Source organism: uncultured Brachyspira sp. (assembly GCF_949287625.1).
In the GTDB taxonomy this organism is placed as follows: domain Bacteria; phylum Spirochaetota; class Brachyspiria; order Brachyspirales; family Brachyspiraceae; genus Brachyspira.
Genome location: NZ_CASEGO010000044.1, coordinates 1 through 20,644, shown reverse-complemented (window position 1 = coordinate 20,644; position 20,644 = coordinate 1). Strand labels below are relative to the sequence as shown.

20 protein-coding genes are annotated in these 20,644 nt (G+C 26.7%); 10 read left to right on the top strand and 10 right to left on the bottom strand.

Annotated features, from left to right (window positions below):
* The 7 genes from Q1X91_RS08260 to Q1X91_RS08230 all read left to right on the top strand — a co-directional run.
* Positions 1 to 661: Rpn family recombination-promoting nuclease/putative transposase (locus tag Q1X91_RS08260; protein WP_300755706.1), on the top strand; the 661-nt coding region annotated here is incomplete at its 5' end.
* 271 nt (positions 662 to 932) lie between these two features.
* Positions 933 to 1,982, top strand: a complete 1,050-nt coding sequence (gene gap, locus Q1X91_RS08255) for a type I glyceraldehyde-3-phosphate dehydrogenase (protein ID WP_096737648.1) — start codon at positions 933 to 935, stop codon at positions 1,980 to 1,982.
* Positions 1,983 to 2,132: 150 nt separating this feature from the next.
* Positions 2,133 to 3,332 (top strand): phosphoglycerate kinase, encoded by a 1,200-nt coding sequence (locus tag Q1X91_RS08250; protein WP_300755699.1) that lies wholly within the window; start codon positions 2,133 to 2,135, stop codon positions 3,330 to 3,332.
* 269 nt (positions 3,333 to 3,601) lie between these two features.
* Positions 3,602 to 4,021 carry a DNA primase gene (locus tag Q1X91_RS08245; protein WP_300755696.1) on the top strand — a complete coding sequence of 140 codons (420 nt, stop codon included), beginning with the start codon at positions 3,602 to 3,604 and terminating at the stop codon, positions 4,019 to 4,021.
* A gap of 64 nt (positions 4,022 to 4,085) precedes the next feature.
* On the top strand, positions 4,086 to 4,595 hold the full coding sequence (locus Q1X91_RS08240) for a hypothetical protein (protein WP_300755694.1): 510 nt from the start codon (positions 4,086 to 4,088) through the stop codon (positions 4,593 to 4,595).
* Positions 4,588 to 5,775, top strand: a complete 1,188-nt coding sequence (gene argJ, locus Q1X91_RS08235; RefSeq protein WP_300755691.1) for a bifunctional ornithine acetyltransferase/N-acetylglutamate synthase — start codon at positions 4,588 to 4,590, stop codon at positions 5,773 to 5,775. The genes Q1X91_RS08240 and argJ overlap by 8 nt, the downstream gene beginning before the upstream one ends.
* 213 nt (positions 5,776 to 5,988) lie before the next feature.
* Positions 5,989 to 8,271 carry a tetratricopeptide repeat protein gene (locus Q1X91_RS08230; RefSeq protein ID WP_300755688.1) on the top strand — a complete coding sequence of 761 codons (2,283 nt, stop codon included), beginning with the start codon at positions 5,989 to 5,991 and terminating at the stop codon, positions 8,269 to 8,271.
* A 203-nt stretch (positions 8,272 to 8,474) separates the two neighbouring features.
* On the opposite strand, the gene Q1X91_RS08225 is transcribed toward Q1X91_RS08230, so the two are convergent.
* From Q1X91_RS08225 to rfaE1, 8 genes are all read right to left on the bottom strand, one after another.
* The gene (locus Q1X91_RS08225) at positions 8,475 to 8,984 is read right to left on the bottom strand and encodes a hypothetical protein (protein WP_300755686.1); all 510 of its coding nucleotides are present in this window, start codon (positions 8,982 to 8,984) and stop codon (positions 8,475 to 8,477) included.
* 48 nt (positions 8,985 to 9,032) lie between these two features.
* Positions 9,033 to 9,281, bottom strand: a complete 249-nt coding sequence (locus Q1X91_RS08220) for a hypothetical protein (RefSeq protein WP_300755683.1) — start codon at positions 9,279 to 9,281, stop codon at positions 9,033 to 9,035.
* Between the two features lie 153 nt (positions 9,282 to 9,434).
* On the bottom strand, positions 9,435 to 10,337 hold the full coding sequence (locus tag Q1X91_RS08215) for a nicotinamidase (protein WP_300755680.1): 903 nt from the start codon (positions 10,335 to 10,337) through the stop codon (positions 9,435 to 9,437).
* Positions 10,338 to 10,477: 140 nt separating this feature from the next.
* Positions 10,478 to 11,401, bottom strand: a complete 924-nt coding sequence (locus tag Q1X91_RS08210) for a resistance to Congo red protein (RefSeq protein ID WP_300755677.1) — start codon at positions 11,399 to 11,401, stop codon at positions 10,478 to 10,480.
* A gap of 96 nt (positions 11,402 to 11,497) precedes the next feature.
* Entirely contained in the window at positions 11,498 to 11,905 is a 408-nt protein-coding gene (locus Q1X91_RS08205) for a hypothetical protein (RefSeq protein ID WP_300755674.1), read from the bottom strand.
* Positions 11,906 to 12,665: 760 nt separating this feature from the next.
* A complete protein-coding gene (locus Q1X91_RS08200) occupies positions 12,666 to 13,376 on the bottom strand; it encodes a DUF4241 domain-containing protein (RefSeq protein WP_300755671.1) in 711 nt (236 codons plus the stop codon).
* Positions 13,377 to 13,877: 501 nt separating this feature from the next.
* The gene (locus Q1X91_RS08195) at positions 13,878 to 15,008 is read right to left on the bottom strand and encodes a hypothetical protein (RefSeq protein WP_300755668.1); all 1,131 of its coding nucleotides are present in this window, start codon (positions 15,006 to 15,008) and stop codon (positions 13,878 to 13,880) included.
* A gap of 34 nt (positions 15,009 to 15,042) precedes the next feature.
* Positions 15,043 to 16,050 carry a D-glycero-beta-D-manno-heptose-7-phosphate kinase gene (rfaE1, locus tag Q1X91_RS08190; protein WP_300755665.1) on the bottom strand — a complete coding sequence of 336 codons (1,008 nt, stop codon included), beginning with the start codon at positions 16,048 to 16,050 and terminating at the stop codon, positions 15,043 to 15,045.
* A 398-nt stretch (positions 16,051 to 16,448) separates the two neighbouring features.
* On the opposite strand from rfaE1, the gene lspA reads away from it, so the two are divergent.
* The 3 genes from lspA (at position 16,449) to Q1X91_RS08175 (ending at position 18,670) form a co-directional block, all read left to right on the top strand.
* Complete coding sequence (gene lspA / locus Q1X91_RS08185) at positions 16,449 to 17,000, top strand: signal peptidase II (protein WP_300755664.1); 552 nt, start codon at positions 16,449 to 16,451, stop codon at positions 16,998 to 17,000.
* A 14-nt stretch (positions 17,001 to 17,014) separates the two neighbouring features.
* Entirely contained in the window at positions 17,015 to 17,935 is a 921-nt protein-coding gene (locus Q1X91_RS08180; RefSeq protein WP_300755662.1) for an RluA family pseudouridine synthase, read from the top strand.
* A gap of 96 nt (positions 17,936 to 18,031) precedes the next feature.
* Entirely contained in the window at positions 18,032 to 18,670 is a 639-nt protein-coding gene (locus Q1X91_RS08175; RefSeq protein WP_300755660.1) for a leucine-rich repeat domain-containing protein, read from the top strand.
* On the opposite strand, the gene Q1X91_RS08170 is transcribed toward Q1X91_RS08175, so the two are convergent.
* Positions 18,665 to 19,255, bottom strand: a complete 591-nt coding sequence (locus Q1X91_RS08170) for a hypothetical protein (RefSeq protein WP_300755657.1) — start codon at positions 19,253 to 19,255, stop codon at positions 18,665 to 18,667. The two genes, Q1X91_RS08175 and Q1X91_RS08170, sit on opposite strands and share 6 nt — an antisense overlap.
* A 26-nt stretch (positions 19,256 to 19,281) precedes the next feature.
* Complete coding sequence (locus tag Q1X91_RS08165) at positions 19,282 to 20,415, bottom strand: VWA domain-containing protein (RefSeq protein WP_300755655.1); 1,134 nt, start codon at positions 20,413 to 20,415, stop codon at positions 19,282 to 19,284.
* Positions 20,416 to 20,644 lie beyond the last annotated feature (229 nt).

The following is a 20,644-nucleotide window of genomic DNA, read 5'->3' as shown; positions in this document are numbered from 1 at the left end:
ACAATTATCAGGTAATATAGACTTTTTGAGAAGAATATACTATTATATATCTAAGAATATAGTAAGCGAAGTAGAAGAAAAAGAGCCTTATGATATAATAAGTGAAGTTATAAGTATCAATTTTGTAGATTTTAATATGGATTTTAATGACAATGGAAAGCCTCATAGATGTTTTAAGCTGATAGACACAGAAGATCCAGATATTATTTTGGACATGATTCAGATGCATATAGTGGAAGTTCCAAGATTTAAGAAAATATTATATAATACAGATATAGAATACATTAAGAAAAAGAAAATATTATCTTGGATAGAGTTTTTTACAGCTAAAGATTTAGATAAGATTAAGAATAAATTAAAGGAGGTAAATAATATTATGCCTAAAGTAATTAATAAATACGAACGTTTCATATCTAGTGAAGATGAGATGGAAGTTTATAATGCTAGAGACGCATTTTTATACGGTCAGACTTTAATGTTAAGAAGAGAGCGTGAAGAAGGATTGCAGGAAGGAAGAGAAGAGGGATTAGAAGAAGGCAGGAGAGAAGGCAGAAGAGAAGAACAGCTTGCCATAGCTAGAAGTTTCAAAAATGCTGGTATAGATATCAAGATTATTAGCGAGAATACAGGGCTTAGTATAGAAGAAGTGTTAAAACTATGATTTTTATCACTATACTCGTTTAATATGAAGCATTTTATTTTTTATTTATCGTAAAAATAACTGTACTTTTACATTTATATTACAGTAGTATTAGTATATAAATCTATACAAATGTTAAAATCATAAAATAAATATACAAACTTAAAAATTTTGGGTATATATGCAATAATAATGAATAAAATCTTGACTTAATCTTTTATTTATGGTAGCATAATAGTCATATTTTATATGTTCGCATTATAGAATATTATTTTAATTTAGGAGTATATTTATGGCTGTAAAAGTAGCAATAAATGGTTTCGGACGTATAGGACGTCTAGTTTTTCAGGCATTGGTAGAACGCGGTTTATTAGGCAAAGAAATAGAAGTAGTAGGTGTTGTAGATGTAAGCACTGATGCTCAATACTTTGCTTATCAATTAAAATATGACTCAGTTCATGGCAAAATGAAAGCAGATATTAGCCATGAAGGTGAAGATGTATTGGTAGTTAATGGCAACAAAATAAAATGTATTAAAGCAGCTCCATTAAATCAATTGGAACAGCTTCCTTGGAAAGATTTGGGTGTTGAATTTGTTATAGAATCTACCGGTCTTTATACAGAAAAAGAAAAAGCAGAAGGACACATTAAAGCAGGTGCTAAAAAAGTTATTATTTCTGCTCCTGGTAAAGGTGATTTAAGAACTTTTGTTTATGGTGTAAACCATGAGGAATATGATCCTGCTAATCATCATGTAGTATCTAATGCTTCTTGTACTACTAACTGTTTAGCTCCATTAGTACATGTACTTCTTAAAGAAGGTATCGGTATAGAAACAGGTCTTATGACTACTATACACTCTTATACTGCTACTCAAAAAACAGTAGACGGTCCTTCTAAAAAAGACTGGAGAGGCGGACGTGCTGCTGCTGTAAACACAATACCTTCTACTACTGGTGCTGCTAAAGCAGTTGGTGAAGTATTGCCTTCTACTAAAGGTAAATTAACAGGTATGAGTTTCAGAGTTGCTACTCCAGATGTATCTGTTGTAGACTTAACTTTCAGAAGTGAAAAAGAAACTTCTATTAAAGAAATTGATGCTTTAATGAAAAAAGCTTCTGAAACTTATATGAAAGGTGTTTTAGGTTATTGTGATGAAGAGTTAGTATCTAGCGACTTTATCCATGATAACAGAAGTTCTATCTATGACTCTTTAGCTACTACTCAAAATAACTTAAAAGATGAAAAAAGATTCTTCAAAATCGTTTCTTGGTATGATAATGAATGGGGTTATTCTAACAGAGTAGTTGATTTGTTATTATATATGTATAACAAAAAATAATTATATAAGTTATAATAATTAATTTATTAAGCTATAAGGAGGGTGTTATATTTAATTATAGCACCCTTTAAATTTTTATAGATATATAACACTAAATATTTTTTGTATTTGTTATATATTTATAAGCAATAATAATATAAGGATTAAAAAATGAAAAAAACAGTAAAAGATATTGATATTAAAGGTAAAAAAGTAATAATGAGAGTGGATTTTAATGTACCGCTTGATAAAGAAACTAGTTCAAAAATTACAGATACTACAAGAGTAGACGCTGCTATGCCTACTATAGAATATATACTTTCTCAAGGTGCTTGTCTTATACTTATGAGCCATTTAGGAAGACCTAAGGGAGAGCCTAATCCTAAATATTCTCTTAAACCTGTTTATGATTATTTGAAAACTAAATTACCTAATAATAAAGTAGAATTTGCTAAAGACTGTATAGGAGAAGAAGTAAAAAAACAGGCTTCTGAACTTAAAGCAGGCGATGTACTTTTACTTGAAAACTTAAGATACCATGCAGAAGAAGAGAAAAATGATCCAGCATTCTCAAAACAATTAGCTGATTTGGCTGATGTTTATGTTAATGATGCTTTCGGTACAGCTCACAGAGCACATGCTTCTACAGCTGGAATAGTATCTGCTAAAGCTGGTATGCCTGCTGTTGCAGGATTCTTAATGGAAAAAGAAATTAAATATTTGGGTGATGCTGTTGCTAATCCTGCACGTCCTTTTGTAGCTATAATAGGAGGAGCTAAAGTTTCTTCAAAAATTTCTGTACTTAAAAACTTACTTAACAAAGTTGATACTTTAATAGTTGTAGGCGGTATGGCTTATACTTTCCTTAAAGCTAAAGGATTAGAAATAGGTGCTTCTTTATGCGAAGATGATTATATTGCTACTGCTAAAGAAATTATGGATAAAGCTAAAGAATTGAATAAAACTTTATATTTACCTGTTGATAATGTTATAGCTGATAAATTTGACAATGATGCTAATATAAAAACCGTAGATTCTAATGCTATACCTGCAGGCTGGATGGGTATGGACGTTGGACCTAAAACTTTGAAAGAACTTGAAGATATACTTAAAAATGCTAAAACAGTTGTTTGGAACGGACCATTAGGTGTATTTGAGATGTCTAATTTTGCTAAAGGTACATTTGAATTAGCTAAATTTATAGCTAATTCTAATTGTGTAAGTATTATCGGCGGAGGAGACAGTGTATCTGCTGTTAATAAATCTGGTGTTGCTGACAAAATGACACATGTATCTACAGGAGGCGGAGCTTCTTTAGAGTTCCTAGAAGGTATTGAATTACCAGGTATTGCTGTATTACAAGATAAATAATTGTAATTAGCGGTTTATTTTAATCAAAATAGTGAGCCTCTGATAGCTAAAGCTGTCAGAGGTTTTTATATTAATTATATATATATCAATATTGTAAAGATATTAAATATAATAATCATACATGTTTTATTGACTTTTACTATAAAAATGTTAAATTATAAAAAATTGATATAAATATATTTTTTTAAAATTAAATGTATTTATACTTGACAAAAAAAACTTATGTATTATTATACTTAAAAATTATACGAATTATGGAGTAAATAAAAATGGAAGAGTTAGAATCTATGAATTTATTAGATGAATTATTAAATAATAATGGTTATTTTGCAAAGAAGTTTGATGATGATGAAGATGACTACGATAATGATAATTACGGCGATGATGAAGATTATGATGACGATGATGATTTCGACGATGACTATGACGATGACGACTATGATGATGACGACTATGATGATGATGATTTTGACGATGATGATTTTGACGATGACTATGACGATGATGATGACTACGATGAAGATTATGATGATGACGACGACTACGATGAAGATGATGACTATGATGATGACGATATAGATGATTTTGATGACGACTTCGATGATGATTTTGATGATGATGATTACGATGACGATGATTATGATGATGATTATGACGATTACAATGATGATGATGACTATGATGAATAATTAATTTTTATAATTATAAAGCAATACTAAGTAAAGTATTGCTTTATTATAAAAAGGGCTATTGATGTCAGAGAAAAAATTTAAAAAATTTAATAATAATAAAGAAAACAGCAATAATAAGAAGTTCTATAGCGGCAATAAAAAAAATAAAAATAATTTTTATAAAAAAAAATATAATCATAATAATCAGTATAAGTATCAGGAAAAAAGCATAGAAGAATATGAGAGAAATTATCTGAAAAGACGTATGAAAGAAGACGTTGAGAGACCGTTTTGTCCTATATGTAATGAACCTATTTATATTATAGAAGAAGCGATAAGACATAATGGTACTGGAGAATTGGCTCATTTTGAATGTATATTGAATGAGATTAGAGAAAATAATTTATCTGAAATGGAAGAAGAAGATAAAATAGTTTATCTTGGTTCAGGTACATTCGGTATTATACAGGAAAGACAAAGCGGGAAAAATATGAGATTTTTTGTCCGTAAAAGAATAAATTACGAGAACAAAAAAGTAAAAAGAGTAGAAGATGATACCGACCCAGAAGAGGAGGAATTATTTAATGTATGATATACCTTTGGGGTTTTCATCTGCTTCTGTAAAATCTGGTCTTAAAAATAATGATTATGATTTAGCTGTTATAAAAAGTGAACCTCCTAGTGTGGTATCAGCACTTTATACTCAGAATAGTTTTCAGGCTGCTCCGATTCTCTTTTCAAAGAAGAATGATAAAAATAATATAGAATTGCTTATAGTAAATAGTAAAATAGCAAATTCTCTCACAGGTAAAAAAGGTTATGACGATGTATTAAACATAGCTAAATATGCCTCGGAAGTGTTTAGTATAAAAAAAGAAAATATATTAATGGCTTCTACTGGAATTATTGGAGAATATCTTGACACAAAAAAAATCAAAGACGGAATTAAAAAAGCAAGTAATTCTATGAGCTTTGATTTTGATAATATTGCAATGGCTATTCAAACTAGAGATAAATTTAGTAAAATATACACTTCAAGTATGGAAGTATCGGGTAAAACAGCAAGATTCTATGCTGCTGCCAAAGGAAGTTCTATAATTCACCCGAAGATGGCTACTGTTTTACTTTTTATATTTACTGACTTAAGTGTGGAAAAAGAAGCACTTAATAAGGCATTTAGAGAGGCTGTGAATAAAACTTTAAACAGAATATCTATAGACGGCGAAACTTCTACTAATGATATGGCAGTCATTATGGCTAATGGGGCTTTAAATAATAAGCCTATCACTGAAAAAAACAAAAAGCTATTTAAAGAATTAAAAAATAAATTAGATGAAATTTGTGCATATCTTGCCAAAATGATAATACTTGATGGCGAAGGTATGACAAAAACTATAATAGTATCAGTAAAAAGGGCTAAAACGCAAAATGATGCTTTTAATGCAGCTCAGAAAATAGCTGTTTCAAATTTGGTAAAAATATTATTTCTTTCTAAAAATCCTAACTTTGAAAAAATATTATCTGTTTTGGGAAATATTAATATCAATATGAATAATTTATCTCTTCAGGTTAATGATGTTGATATATATAGAAACGGAGAAATTAATAAAAATGAATATGATATGGCAAAGCTAAAAAAAGATATAGACAATGAAAGAAAAGAAAATTACATAACTGTAGATTTGGGATTTAACACAAAATATGAAGATTATTATTATTTTACAGATCTAACTCAGGAATATATATCAATACATTCTTCATACAATATATAACATATATGTTTTAAAATTATTTTAATACATTGCCGTATTTGTTTTTTTGAAGCATTAGCTTGCAAAAAGATAATGATACATTTATAAATAAAATAATAAAATATAATTGTTTAGCCATATATTTAATTAATTTTTAAAAAAGTTGCTTTTATTGTTGACATAACATATGTATTCATTGTAAAATGTAGTATATAATTGTATACTGGGGTTTTTATGCTTAATACAAAAATGGATTATCTTTTAAATGAAGCTTCATACCGCATGACTAATGAAGACTATGATCAAACATTAGAAATTCTTGATGTAATACTAAAAAAAGTACCTAAAAACTATAGAGCCAATCTATATAAAGGTCAAGTATGCGTTGAGATGAAAGAGTATGAAGATGCCATAAGGTATTTTGAAGAGGCCAGAAAAGTAGATATAAAAACTTTTAAATCATACAATTTACTTGGCATAAGCTATCATGCTATAAAACAGTATGATAAAGCTATAGAATGTTTTAATGAAACTCTTAAAATTACTCCCAATTCTTATAAAGCATATAATCTTTTAGGTATAAGCTATTTTGCAAAAGAAGACTATACTAAAGCTATAGAATATTTTAATAAGTCTATAGAAATTAATCCTAAATATGATAAGGCATATAATAATTTGGCTTTGTTTTACTATAAAAATAAAAAGTATAATGAAGCTATAGAGTTTTTTGAACATTCAAAATCTTTAGATGAGATGGTATTTAAGGCTTATGATATGCTTGGTATGAGTTATTATAAGATAGGCAATTATGAAAAGGCAATAGAATGCTTTAAAAGATTTTTACAGTATAACAGCAAGTCATACAAAATAGCAAATACTTTGGGGGCTGTTTATTCTTTCTTAAAAGATTATGATAATGCTATATATTATTTTAATAAGTCTATAGAGATTAATCCTAAATATGCCAATGCTTATAATAATTTGGCTTTGGTTTATTTTAATAGAAAAATGTTTGATAAGGCTGCTTTATATTTTGATAAGGCAAAAAAACTTGATGTTAAGGCATTTACTGATTATAATAAATTGGGTATAAGCTATTATTCCAAAAAATATTATTATGAAGCTATAGAATGTTTTGAAAGGGTAATAGAAAAAAATAATAATGCTTATAAGGCGTACAATTTTATAGGGATATGCTATTCATCTAATGAAGAGTATGATAAGGCTATATATTATTTTAATAAGTCTATAGAGATTAATGACAGATATTATAAGGCTTATAATAATTTGGCTTTGGCTTATTATAATTTAAAAGAGTATGATAAAGCTATAGAGAATTTCAATAAGTCTATAGATATTTACTCAAATAATGCCGACTCATATAACGGTATAGGTTTATCATATTATCACTTAAAAGAGAAAGAAAAGGCATTAGTTTATTTAAATAAGGCACTTGAGATTAACCCTCTTTACAGCAATGCTTATGAAACATTATTCAGCATATATTTTGATTTTAAAGAATATGATAATGCTATGTATTTTGCAGATAAAATACTGGAATTAAAACCTGATTCTTTTAAATATTATGACAAATTAATTACTATATGTTTTAATAATAAAAGATATGATAAAGTTGTAGAATACTCTGGAAAAATAAATAAGCATAGCAGCAGTATATATAATATGCTTGCAGAGTCTTATTATCATTTAAAAGATTATGATAATTCAGTTTCTTATTATAATAAATTAATAGAAATAGAAAAATCGTCTTTTTATATTTATAATAATTTGGCTATTATTTATTATTTAAAAAAAGATTATGATAAACTTATAAATACATATTTCAGATATATAGATAATTTTGATATTAAAAGTAAATTTGGTTTTGCAGGATATAATATATTTCTCCTTTCATATACACTTCTTAAAAATAATATTATAAGATACAATTCTTTTTTAGATTTGTTTGATAAATTATTTAATAAAAGTATAGAGTTTTACAAAGCCCATAATACTCAAAACACATTATCATTATATAAAAGTATGGAGTATAATACAGACTTGTTAAAACTTTTATTTGAAAATAGGGCAGAGTATAAAAATGCTTATGAGGCTTTAGAAAATATTTTAGATGATAATAAATTAAAGGCTATAAAACCATCGATAGAAAAAATCAAATTATACTCATTTGAAAAATCTATTAATAATTTAAACAGCAAAACTATATGCATAGAGTATGAAGCAGATGATCCTATTATTATCAGAAGTGAATATGACGTAAAAGTTTATGGAAAGAATGCTAAGTTTATCACAAGAGATGATGATATAAAATATGAGTCGCTTCTCTCTATGTTTGCATCACAATCAGAAGAAAATAATATTTTGAAAGCTATATTATTAAAAAATCCTCATATAAAGGCTGTTTATTTTTCTAATGATTTTGATGATGAAGATATAGAAATAATAAAACGCATAATTAATAATGATAATATAAAACTCTATAAATCAGACAATTAAAAAATTATTATAAGTTTATTGTTGTCATTGAAAAATTAAAATAATAAATTTGTTCTTAAAACAATAAATATTGGTATTATTTATTACTTTAATATTTTTAAGCCTTTTTATATTTGACAAACTATAGTTGTTTAGGTATATATAAAAAAGGCTTATCTTTTTCAAGTAAAAGATAAGCCTATCTGTATGTTATTAAAACAGTATTATTTTTCTTTACTATAAGTTAATGCTTCTGATGATAGAGCAGTTGGGAATGAAGCAGCTGATGAATTATTAAACTCAGCATCAGAGGCATAATAGCTTATATTTATGTGGTTTAAAGTAAATTGAAGTGTATCAAATTTTAGTACACTGTTTGGATAATTAATAGCATCTGAAGTATATGAATTGCCATTCTTAGTAAAATATACAGCAGGAATTTTATAAGTTTTTGCTTTTCCTGATATTCCAGTTCTTGTGAAAGTAATTAAATCAGCATCTGCCGCAATTTTTATAACTATACCGCTTCCGTAAGTTGATGTATATGTTCCAATAGAAGCAGTATCTATAGTAGTATTTCTTTGCGATTTTGACAGCATTCCTTCAATAACTATATTATCTGAAGTGTCTTTTATTTTTATATATGCTATATTGTCTCCAAAATTGATATTGCCAGTATAGCCTTCTTTATATACAACATAATTTTTTGTTGTTGTTAAATTAATATCAAACAAAACAACTTTACTGTTAAAATTATCTTTAACAAAATCTAATGCTGTTCCTTATGATGTTTTTATACCAGTCATTCCTCCATTAGCTATGCTGACAGTTTGTCCTTTTACTGAACCATCTTCACTATAAAAATACCAAGTACCATCATATGCTGATGCTAAACCATCTGGAGTTGTTATAGGCTCTCCTGAAGGCGGCGTAGCAGGAACATTTTCGTTGTTTGAATTTGTTACATTATTTCCGCAGCCTGCAAAAATCATTGTGATTGCAATTAGTAATGATGTAAATATTTTTTTCATATCTTAATCCTAATAATTATTTTTTATTAATGAGTATAACATTTTATTTTATTAATACAAATATGAACTTATATAAAAATTGTTTAATATTTTATATACTTTAAAAAATTAATATAAACGTAGTATATGTAAAACAAAAAATAAAGACGATTATTATATATTAATAAGTTTTATACCATAATCTTTTGAGAGTTTATTATATTTTTCATCAGATATTTTTTTATCGCCTATATCACTGCAGCAGTTCATCATTATATTTACTTTTTCTAAAACATTTTTATTGTCTTTATAGATTTCTGTAAATTGTTTTACGCTTTCATATACGCAGTAATCTTTAGCCTCTCCGCATACATATATTTTATCTGCTTTAATAATATCCTTCACCCAAGAATTATCATATTGTTTTGTGTACTCTGAAGATACTTCAGGTCTTATAACTCCGTACATCTCGCTGAAAGAATCTGTGCCTTTAATGATTTTATTAATATTTGTTTTCTTATAGCATTCAAAGAACATAAGCATATTATAAAGCTGTTTTTCTATAAGCCAGCCGTCAGATGCATATATACAGTGATAAGGCCATATCATCAAATTTTGCGATCCTTGTTCCTTTAATTTTCTTACATAATCTGTCTGTATATCTTTATTATAAACTGGTATTATTTCATTATTTTCTATTTTTTCTAATGTTATCTCTGTAAAAGGAGAAACTGCATTTCCTGAAGCTTCTTTCCACATAATAGGGTGAAATATAGAATCATATCTATGAGTATCTAATGTAACATAAATATTAGAAATATTTTCTATATTATCATATATAAATTTTATTATTTTTTTTATATCTTCTATAGCATGTTTTACAGGCAATGCTCCTTTATCAGGGTCTATAAAATCTCTTTGAGGATCTATTATAAGTAAATTAATGCCTTCATCTTTTTTTATATTATTATCAATATTTTGTGCGGCACTGTAAATATCATTGTGATTTATAGGATTAATTTCTTTTCCTATATAATCTTCATTTACTATTTTTTCAAAAGGTATTTGTACTGACATAATAGAAATCCTATATATTTATTTTGTATAATAATATATAAACTTTTATTTTAAAGCAAATCTTTTTTACAAAAATAAAAAAAGAGCCTTAGTATTATTTAAGACTCTTTTTTATTTATTATAGTAAAAATAAAATATGATTATTTTTGATATATAATATTTCCGTTTTTATCTATAGATAGTATTACCATATTGCTTAAAGTTACATCATATATTCCTATAGTATCTGCTGATATATCCAATATTTTTTCATTAGGATACATTCTTTTTACTGTATCAAAAACTACTTGAGGAACTTTGAAAGGAGTATAGAAACTTTGAGTATTATTTTTTGTGCTGTTATTTTGATTATACTGATAAGTATTAGCGTCTTGATTATAATTATCTGCTTTTTTACTTAATTCTTCGGCTGCTTTTATTAACTCTTCAGCTGCTAATTGATAAGGATTGTCTGATGTATTAGTTTGAGTGCTGTAATTATTTTGATAAGGGTCGTTATATTGATTATTATTATTGTTATCATATTGATTAGCATATGGATCGCTGTATTCATTATACTGATTAGCGTCATCATATTGATTGCCATAATACGCATCTTGATAAGGATCGCTGCATCCGTTATACTGATTTTGATAAGGATCATTATACTGATTAACGTTTTGATTTGGGCTGTAATAAGGGCTGTTCGGATTTTTTGATTCTGCTTCAAGCATTTTCATAAGCTCTTCATAAGGGTTTATATAAGGCTGTGTATTATTATAATTTTCTGAAGCATAATTCATAGCATTCATAGCATCATTATATGTATTTGCATTCATTTGAGTATTATTATACTTGCTTGCAAAAACAGGGCTGTAGTAAATGCTGTTTGGATTATTGGCTTCTCTTGCTAAAACTTTCATAAACTCTTCATAATAATTGTAGGTATTATTATAATTATTATAGCTGTTATTATTATAGTTTTGATTGTCATAATAATATTGCTCATCATAATAATACTGACCAAAAACTACACTTGAAGATATTATCAAAAAAGATACTGATGTAATAAATGTTTTTTTCATAAATATATCCTTTGTAAATATAGTGTAAATTTAATATTAACTATATTTACATTATAATATATTTATTATTAGATGTCAATTTTTTTTACATATTTTTTAAATAAATTTACTAAAATTCCCTTTAACAACACTGCCTTCATTGTAATCTGTTATTTCTATATTTAAAGTATCAGAATTAAATATGAAAATAAAATCAACTTTGTAGCCGATCATGTTTTCAGAAGCTTTATATGTACTATCATTTTCTTTTGTTACAGAGTTTTTAGATACATCATAAGTTCTTTCATATGTTTTACTATTGTTATAAATGTTTCCTTTTACAGATCCGTCAGAATTAACTGTAAATACTCCTTCACATTCTATAGTACCGGAAGAAGTTTGAACTTTGGTATTTCCCTTATAAGTACCTGCATATTTGCTGTCAATACCATAGTTTTGTTTTGAGCATGATACAAAAGCACAAATTATTATAGTAATTATAATAGTTTTTAATATTGTTTTCATTTTTTATCCTTATGTTTTTTATACTATAAATATAATGAAAAAATGATATTTGTAAATTATTAATTTTGTTAAAAATTATAAAAAGCATAGAACAAGAAAAAATTTTATTAGCTAAAAATATAAAGTATATTGAAATACTATTTTTATTGCTTTAATAAAAATTAAAAGAGTATTATGAAATTTAAAAAACTCTTGGGTGGGCAGCCAAAATAACAGTAAAAGCTAAAAAATAAAAATCATTTATAAATAATATAGTGTATTAAAAAATTTAGAGGGTGGGGATTAGAATAAATTTTAAAACTTTAATCTAATCCCCGCCCTTTTAGATTTTAAATACTTTATTTTTTTTAATATACTTTAATTAAATCTATGAGATAAGCACTTCAAAATATACGCCCGCCCCAAAGCGTTATTTAAATTTGCACTTTACTAAACGCACGCAGAACGTATTTTTTTATATCAATTAATTTAAAATTCTTATTTTTATTATAATATAAGAATTTCATTCTACGTGCGTTGAAAGATATTAGACTTGTTTCAAAACTCAATTTGTTAATATTTACGTTTTTTTAATTTAATATTTTTTAGTTATAGTTGCGGCTTTGCGAAGTATACGATGTATTATGAAGAAAAGAACTTCTCTTTACGTCTATCTGCATGTTTCGTAGGCAATGTACCGCCTCTCTCTGTGAAGAAGCAGTCACGTACTTAAGCTCAATGACTGCATATTTATACCAGCATATAAGCATTATTTTTATAATTATTCTTCATCATCTTCCAAATCTATAAATATGGTATAAAAAGCACATATATTGTTGTTTTCATCATAAGCAAAATACGAAGGATAATATCCGTCTCCATATCCGCTTGAAAATAATACTATATTTGAATCGCTTTCTGGAATATTCCAGTTAAGCCAGTCACCGTACTCTGACTGATATTTTGGATTTTTTTCAGCATTATCTTCTAGTAAGTCAGAAAATAAATCATCGTATCTATTATCAAAATCGCCTTTTTCTTCAAGTTTCCTTTCATATTCTAAATATTTTAATGCTGTTTCATAATCGCATACACAGCCCATACCAGCATCTACTGGATATCCGAAAAACTCTCCCTCTTCTATATCTGATAAGTCTTCTTCTCCAGTTACAGCAAGCTCATAAGTTTTAGCCTCATTATCAGAAAAAGAAATTTTTGCCATAGCAATTCTCTCTTCCTCTTCGATTATAAGAAGTGAAACTTTATATTTATCAGGTTTTACAGTTTGAATGAAAGGCTTTATATCATCATAAAGATAAGCCAAAGGATCGCATGCTATTATTTTACCGCTTGTAAGATTAACTTCCCCAACTTCAAGTATATCCAATTTCGTGTCTTTAAACTTTTTATCTTTGAAAGCAGTATTCAAATCAAAATTAGGTTTCAAAAGATGTTTAACTTTATCAAACTCTTCTTTAAATTTTTTATCCATATGTATCTCCTTAATATTTTTTATAGTGTACTAAAAATGTTTAAGTTTGTCAATTTTTTTATTCAATTTTTGGCTAATCCAGACCGCGACTGAAGGAAGTACCGTTAGGTATGTTGTGCAGCAAAAAAGTTGATAATTCCGTATAATGTGCACCAATTGACAAAATGAAATTGTTACAGTATATACCTAAACAAATATGATTTGTCAAAAATAAAATTATATTTTCTTTTTAATATCTCTGGGGCTTTGCCCACCACGCTGTGTGCTACGCACCACCCCAGTTCTTTTGTGATGCTGTCCGTGCCGTAGGCAGGTGTGGCACAAAGAACCAAAAAGACTATATTTAAGGCTAAATTTAATAATATATTCTACATATAAAACATGATTAGTATTATTTTTAGGCTTGCACTTTTTTCAACTTTTTGCGGCGGGAAAAAGTTGAATAAAAAAATTGACAAATTATAGTTGTTTAGGTATATACTATAATTTAATTTGTAATAATTAGTAGTTCTGAAATCTAATTATTCCGTCTTCTACCATAAAACCGTAAATAGAATCATCAAACATATGTATTCCTCGTAACTTATTAAATCCGTCAGTACCTAAATATTCCTTACTGTAATTTTGAGATAAAAAGGGATTAGTCCTTATGAAGAAATACATTCCATTATCCATACCAGTATATGTAACTCTTCCAGTGCTTGATATTCCTACCGCAAGAGAATTATCTCTATTTGGTATTTTATATGTTTCTTTAAGATTAAAATTATCCAGTTTTGATGTGTATATAATATCCTCCTGATGTTTACCTTCTACTATATTCATTGTAAGAATTGCTATAACCTCTTTATCTGGTACATATACACAGTCGATAATTTCTCTATAAGACATAGCAGCTTTATCTGTATATTCAACATCTTTAAGCGAAAATCTTTGCTCCATCTTTCCAGTATCCATGTCATATATATCTAGTAAAGGAACTCTGTCTTCATCTCTTTTCAGAAGTGCAAACTTATGATTAGTTAATGTTATTAATTTTACTAAAGATTCATATTCATTATCAATAACAGTATCTATACTGTATAATGTATTGCCGTTGGAAGATATTTTATTTAAAGATACAAAACCTACTTTAGTATAATTGGTATTAGTTACTTTAACGGTATAAGTTTCTATACGAGGAGCATCATCGCCTTCAGTTGTGGGACTTTCAGAAGGAAGACTCATAATAACATTGCTTACTACTATATCGCCTACATATCTTAAATTGTATCCTGTTATATAAATATTAGCATTTGAATCTATAAGTGATATTTTTGAAGTTTCAAGATTATTATACTCCAAAGGAAAATACCTTATATTGCTTCCGGATGCTATAACCATTCTTGAATTGGATACATCTAAAGCATAAACAGTGTCATCTTTAACTATATAAAAATCACCAAAATAGTATTCATTATCAACTTTATATATTTTGGGACTATCCAAATCCACAAACTCATTGCTGTAAACACCTATATCTTTACCCAAAGTAAGTTCTGTAACAACTTTAGCTGGTACTATTAAAGGTTTTGGCAGACATGAAACAATAAATAATAATAGTATAAATAATAATATAATTTTTCTCTTCATAATAAAATAATATTTCCAATTTGTATAAAACTTATTATAATACTTCCATAAGCTCATCTAATGTTAAAGTGGAAGTTCCTCTCTTTCCTACAACAACACCAGCAGCAGCATTTGCTATTTCAGAAGATTCTTTAAAAGATAATCCTACTGATAAACACATAGCAAGCACAGATATAACAGTGTCTCCTGCTCCTGAAACATCAAAGACACTTTTTGCCTTAGTAGGTATTATATAAGGAGTCTTTTTATCTCGTGTTTTTATTTCCTTATCAAATAATGCCATACCATTAGCCCCCAAAGTTATCATCAGTTTTGATAGGGATAATTTTTTTATTATATCATTTCCTAGTGTATTTATAGCTTCAGGATTGAACTCATAAAAAGGGAATTTACTATCCATACCTTCAACCGCTTCTTTCAAATTAGGAGTCATAAGTGTAGCTCTTTTATAAAATGAAAAATGCTTTATAGCAGGATCTGCCAATACAGGCTTGTTTTTTTTATTGCAGGTATCTATTATCTTTTTTGCAAGCTTATTTGTAATAATACCTTTGGCATAATCACTTATTATAACAGCATTATAATTATCTATATTATCAGTAAAATTTTTTTCTATTTTTTTCATTATATTTGCAGAAAAAGGTTCTGTACTTTCATTATCTATACGTACTATCTGCTGAGTATTTGCTACTATTCTAGTTTTTGTTATAGTATCTCTTGAATCATCTTCAACTATGCCTTTAGATGATATATTAGATTTATTCATACTTTTTATAATAGTATCAGCAGAATTGTCTTTTCCTATTACACCTATTATAAAAATACTGTCATTATTATCTTCGCCGATTAAAGCAGCTATATTTCTTGCCACATTTCCAGCACCGCCCAAATAATTTTCTTCATGATTAACATGAAGTACTGGAACAGGAGCTTCAGGAGATATTCTTATAACATCTCCATAGGTGAATCTATCCAGCATTAAATCGCCTATAACAAGAACTTTAGAGTATTTAATCTTTTTAGCTTTAATTTTCAAATCCATACTTAAATCATTAATAAAATATATTTTTGCAGTAATTATAACATAAAATAAAAAAAATTGTAAATAATAAATCAAATGTCAATGCGACCGAACGAAGTGAGGAAGTACCTGAAGTGGTATGCGGCTGATTACCTATTATTATACCAATAAAAGTAATTTACTATACATCTAAAACATATTTTATTATGCTGCAAATAAATTATAATTACATTTATAAATAACTAAAATTTGATAAACTATAGTTGTTTAGGTATAATTAAATCAAACTTGTAATTTTTGTTAATATAAATTATTATAGTATATTATATTTAAAAATATTGAAAAAAATTCACTTTTTATATTATAGGCAAGTTATATATTGCAGTAAAAATTAAATATATTAAAAGAGTTAAAGCCGTATGATAAAATTAAAAAAAATAGCACAAGAGATAAAACAAAAAAAAATATATTTTTTAGCAGCCTTGCTTATCTTTATAGCAGATGCAGTATCAAAATATTTTATAGATAAATACCTTCAGGAAATAATTGTACAAAGAGTAATAGGCGATATATTAATATTTATATATACTAGAAATTACGGTGTATCATTTGGATTCCTTAACAGTGTGCCTGAATCTATACAGCATATAATACCAGAACTGCTTAAAGCTGTAGTATTTTTAGCTATGATTGTAGTATTTTTTATAATGCTGTCTATAAATGTAAAAAAACAGAAATTATCTATGATTGGCTTTACTATGGTTCTTGGAGGAGCTATGGGGAATTTGATTGATAGAATTATGAGAGGATATGTTACTGATTTTATTAGTATGGGCTTTAATGAAACTATAAGATTTCCTTATAATTACAATATAGCCGATGCCTCCATTACTATAGGGATATGTATAATAGCTATAGGTGTATTTTTCTTTAAGGAAGATTTTGATAAAAACAAAGATAAAAGTAATTGATAAAATAATTAATTATGAACAGAGAAGAATCTGAAAATAAATACTTTATAATCGAAGAAACAGATGTTAAAAAAAGACTTGATGTATTTATAAGCGAAAAATTAAATATATCAAGAAGTCAGGTAAAAAATTATTTAAACTCTATCAAAGTAAACGGAAATGAAAAAAAACTTTCATATGCTCTTAAAATTAATGATAAAATAGAAGTTGATATAAATAATAGCGATAAAGAAATAGATATAGAAAATCCTAAAGCTGAAAATATAAGTTTAGACATAATATATGAAGATAAATACCTTCTTGTAGTAAATAAGCCTGCAGGAATGAGTGTGCATTGTTCGGCATCAGAAATGACTGGAACTTTGGTTAATGCCTTGCTTTATAATATAAAAGATTTTGACTTCGTAGGCAATAAAAGCAGAGCTGGAATAATACATAGGCTTGATAAAGATACTTCTGGAATCATGATTATAGGAAAAAATGCTGGTATTGTATCAAGCATTCAGGAGCAATTTAAAAACCGCAAAATAAAAAAAATATATCATGCTGTAGTTATAGGAGTTCTTAAAGACAATTATTTAGAAATTAATTTGCCTATAGGAAGACATCAGGTATATAGAAAAAAAATGACTGTAAGAGAAGATGGTAAAAAAGCTCTTACACATATAAAGGTATTAAAAAGATTTAAAAATCATACACTTATAGAAATAGATTTAAAAACTGGAAGAACTCATCAAATAAGAGTGCATTCATCATACAAAAACTTTCCAGTAGCAGGAGACAAAATATACTCAAAAAGCTCAAATAAATATAAAGCCCTTATGCTTACTGCCAAAAAAATAGAGTTTACTCACCCCATTACCAATGAAGTGCTTAAATTTGAAATTGATTATCCTTCTTATTTTTATGAGTTTTTATATTCAGAAAATATATAAAAATATGATTCAATATGTATTAATGCGTCAATTTTTGTCATATATGCATGCTAATATAATAATAAATGATAAATAATAAATACGGCTTTAATAAATATGATTAAGAGTAATTTTAAATATATAATGAAATGGGCTAAAGAAAACGATGCTTATGATATAGCAGAGATGAAAATTGAAGATTTTGATAATATAAAAGAATTAAATTTAAGCAATTTAGATATAACAGAGATTCCTTTGGAGTTTTTTGAAATTGAAAATATAGAAAGTCTATACATATCTATGAACTATATAAAAAAGATTCCAAAAGAAATAGCTAATTTAAAAAACTTAAAAAATCTTGATATATCTTCCAATAGAATAAGATATCTTAATAAAGAAATTTTTGAGCTTAGAAACTTAAAATCTCTTAATATTTCTTATAACTATATATACAAATTAAATAAAAATATCAAAATGCTTAAAAAACTTGAAGAACTTGATATAAGCGGCTGCGGTATTTCTTCTTTGCCTGATGAAATATATGAGCTTCATAATATAAAGTTTATAGATGCTTCATTTAATAAAATAAAAAAAATAGATTCAAAAATACAAAACCTTAAAAAACTTAAAGAATTAATACTCGATTCAAATAACTTAGATGATATGCCTGAAGAATTGCTAAAATTAAAAAAATTGAAGTTTATCTCTATTTTAGAAAATAATATAAAAGAGAATATAAAAATTAACAAATTATAGTTGTTTATTCTTTTGTTTTTCGAGTTCTTCATATTTCTGAAAATCTTTCAAAGCCTCTTCATCTTTATTTAAACTTTTTTTAATATTTCCTCTCACAAAATAAACAAAGAAATTGTCTGGATTAAGTTCATTATATTCTTTTAATTTTTTATCTGCTTCTTCCAATGCTTTTTTATAATCTTCAATGGCATCATCATATAGGTTTAAATCTGTTTTTACATCTCCTCTATGTTTATAGCGTTCTATTTTGTAATCTTCAAAATCTTCTTTTGACAGTGAAATTAATTTGTCCAAAGATTTTAAATATTTTGCAGAATGTTTATAAATATCATTGATAAAGTTTTCATCATAGGAAAATATTTCTAATTTATTTATATGAATATCTGCCGTAAAAGATGAGTTTAGATTTTTTATATATTGATTAAACTCATTAAAGCTAGTATAATTTTCTGTATCTATAGTACTTAAAAACTCATTTGCTTTATGAACATAATTTTTTAATTCTTCTGCATCAGTATTAATTTCATTTAATTTATTTCGGCATTTTTCAATATGCTTAGCAAAAAAATATTTAAGTATTTCCATATATTCCTAAACCTCTTTTAAATACTTTAAGATATTAAATTGCTTATCCACTTTGAAAGCTCATCAGGTGTAATAGCTGCCACTTTAGCTCCCATTTTGGCAAATTGTTTTGCTGCCTCTTTATCATAACTTGCATTTGCATTATAGTCCAAAGCAGGAAGTACAAAAAGTTTTGATCTTGATTCTATTATATCATTAGCACTTTTATACATATTTTTATAATTATAATCATATAAATCACTTATAAGAAGCACTATTGTTTTATCGGGTACAGTTGTTATTTTTTTAGCATATTCCAAAGCTAATGATATATCGGTACCGCCGCCTAATTGTACTTTAAACAATACATCTATAGGATCTTTGACATGATCTGATAAATCTACAATAGATGTATCAAATATTACAAGTTTTATAGACAAATAAGGAAGATTAGAAAATATGGAAGCCATTATAGAAGAATATATAACTGAATCGAGCATAGATCCGCTTTCATCTATAAGTATTATTATATGCCAAGGGTTATACTTTTTTATATTTTGATTGAAGTATAATTTATCAACAAAAATAGTCTTGTCTGTAATATTATAATTTTTAAGATTATTTCGTATTGTTTTTTTTATATCAAGATTTTTGAATATTTTATTTTGAGTTGTAGAGTTAGGAAGTTTTTTCCCATAAAATACTTTTTTAATATCGCTTTCCATTTTCTTTTTAATATCTTCTACAACCTTTCTTACTATACCATAAGCAAGTTTTTTTACATTGCCGTTCATCATATCTTTAAAAGTGAGAACATTTTTTAAAAGCTCCATATTAGGCTCCATCTCTTTTAAAATATTCTCATCAGTTATCATTTCTGTAAGTTTATATTTCTCTAATGCCTGAGTCTGCATTATTTCAACAGTTTTTTTAGGGAATAATTTTTTTACTTTTGTGACCCAAACAGGAATAGTTAAATTGCTTTTTCCTCTGCCGCCTCTATCTTTATCATTTTCAAAATCTGCATATCCTGATTCGCTGCTGTATTCTCTGTCATATAAAAAACCTAATGCTGAGTCGATTTCAGTATATTCACTGTCAAGTTTTAAATTATCCTCAGCAAAACTTCCTAATATCAAACGCCATCTATTTAAATTTTGTTTATCATTTTTTATATTCATATTATTATAATATAAATAAACTCATAAAAAATCAAGATTCTATATAGGTTTAAGAATTTTAATATATACCTAAATAAATACAGTTTGTCAAAAAATTATTTTTTTAAATTGAAAATATTGCAGGGCTTTGCTGCGAAGCACACAGTCATGCCAGCCCCCGCTTCTTTTGTGACGCTGTCCGCCTGTGGCGTGCGGCGAGAAAAAGAACAACAAAAAAATTGACAAACTT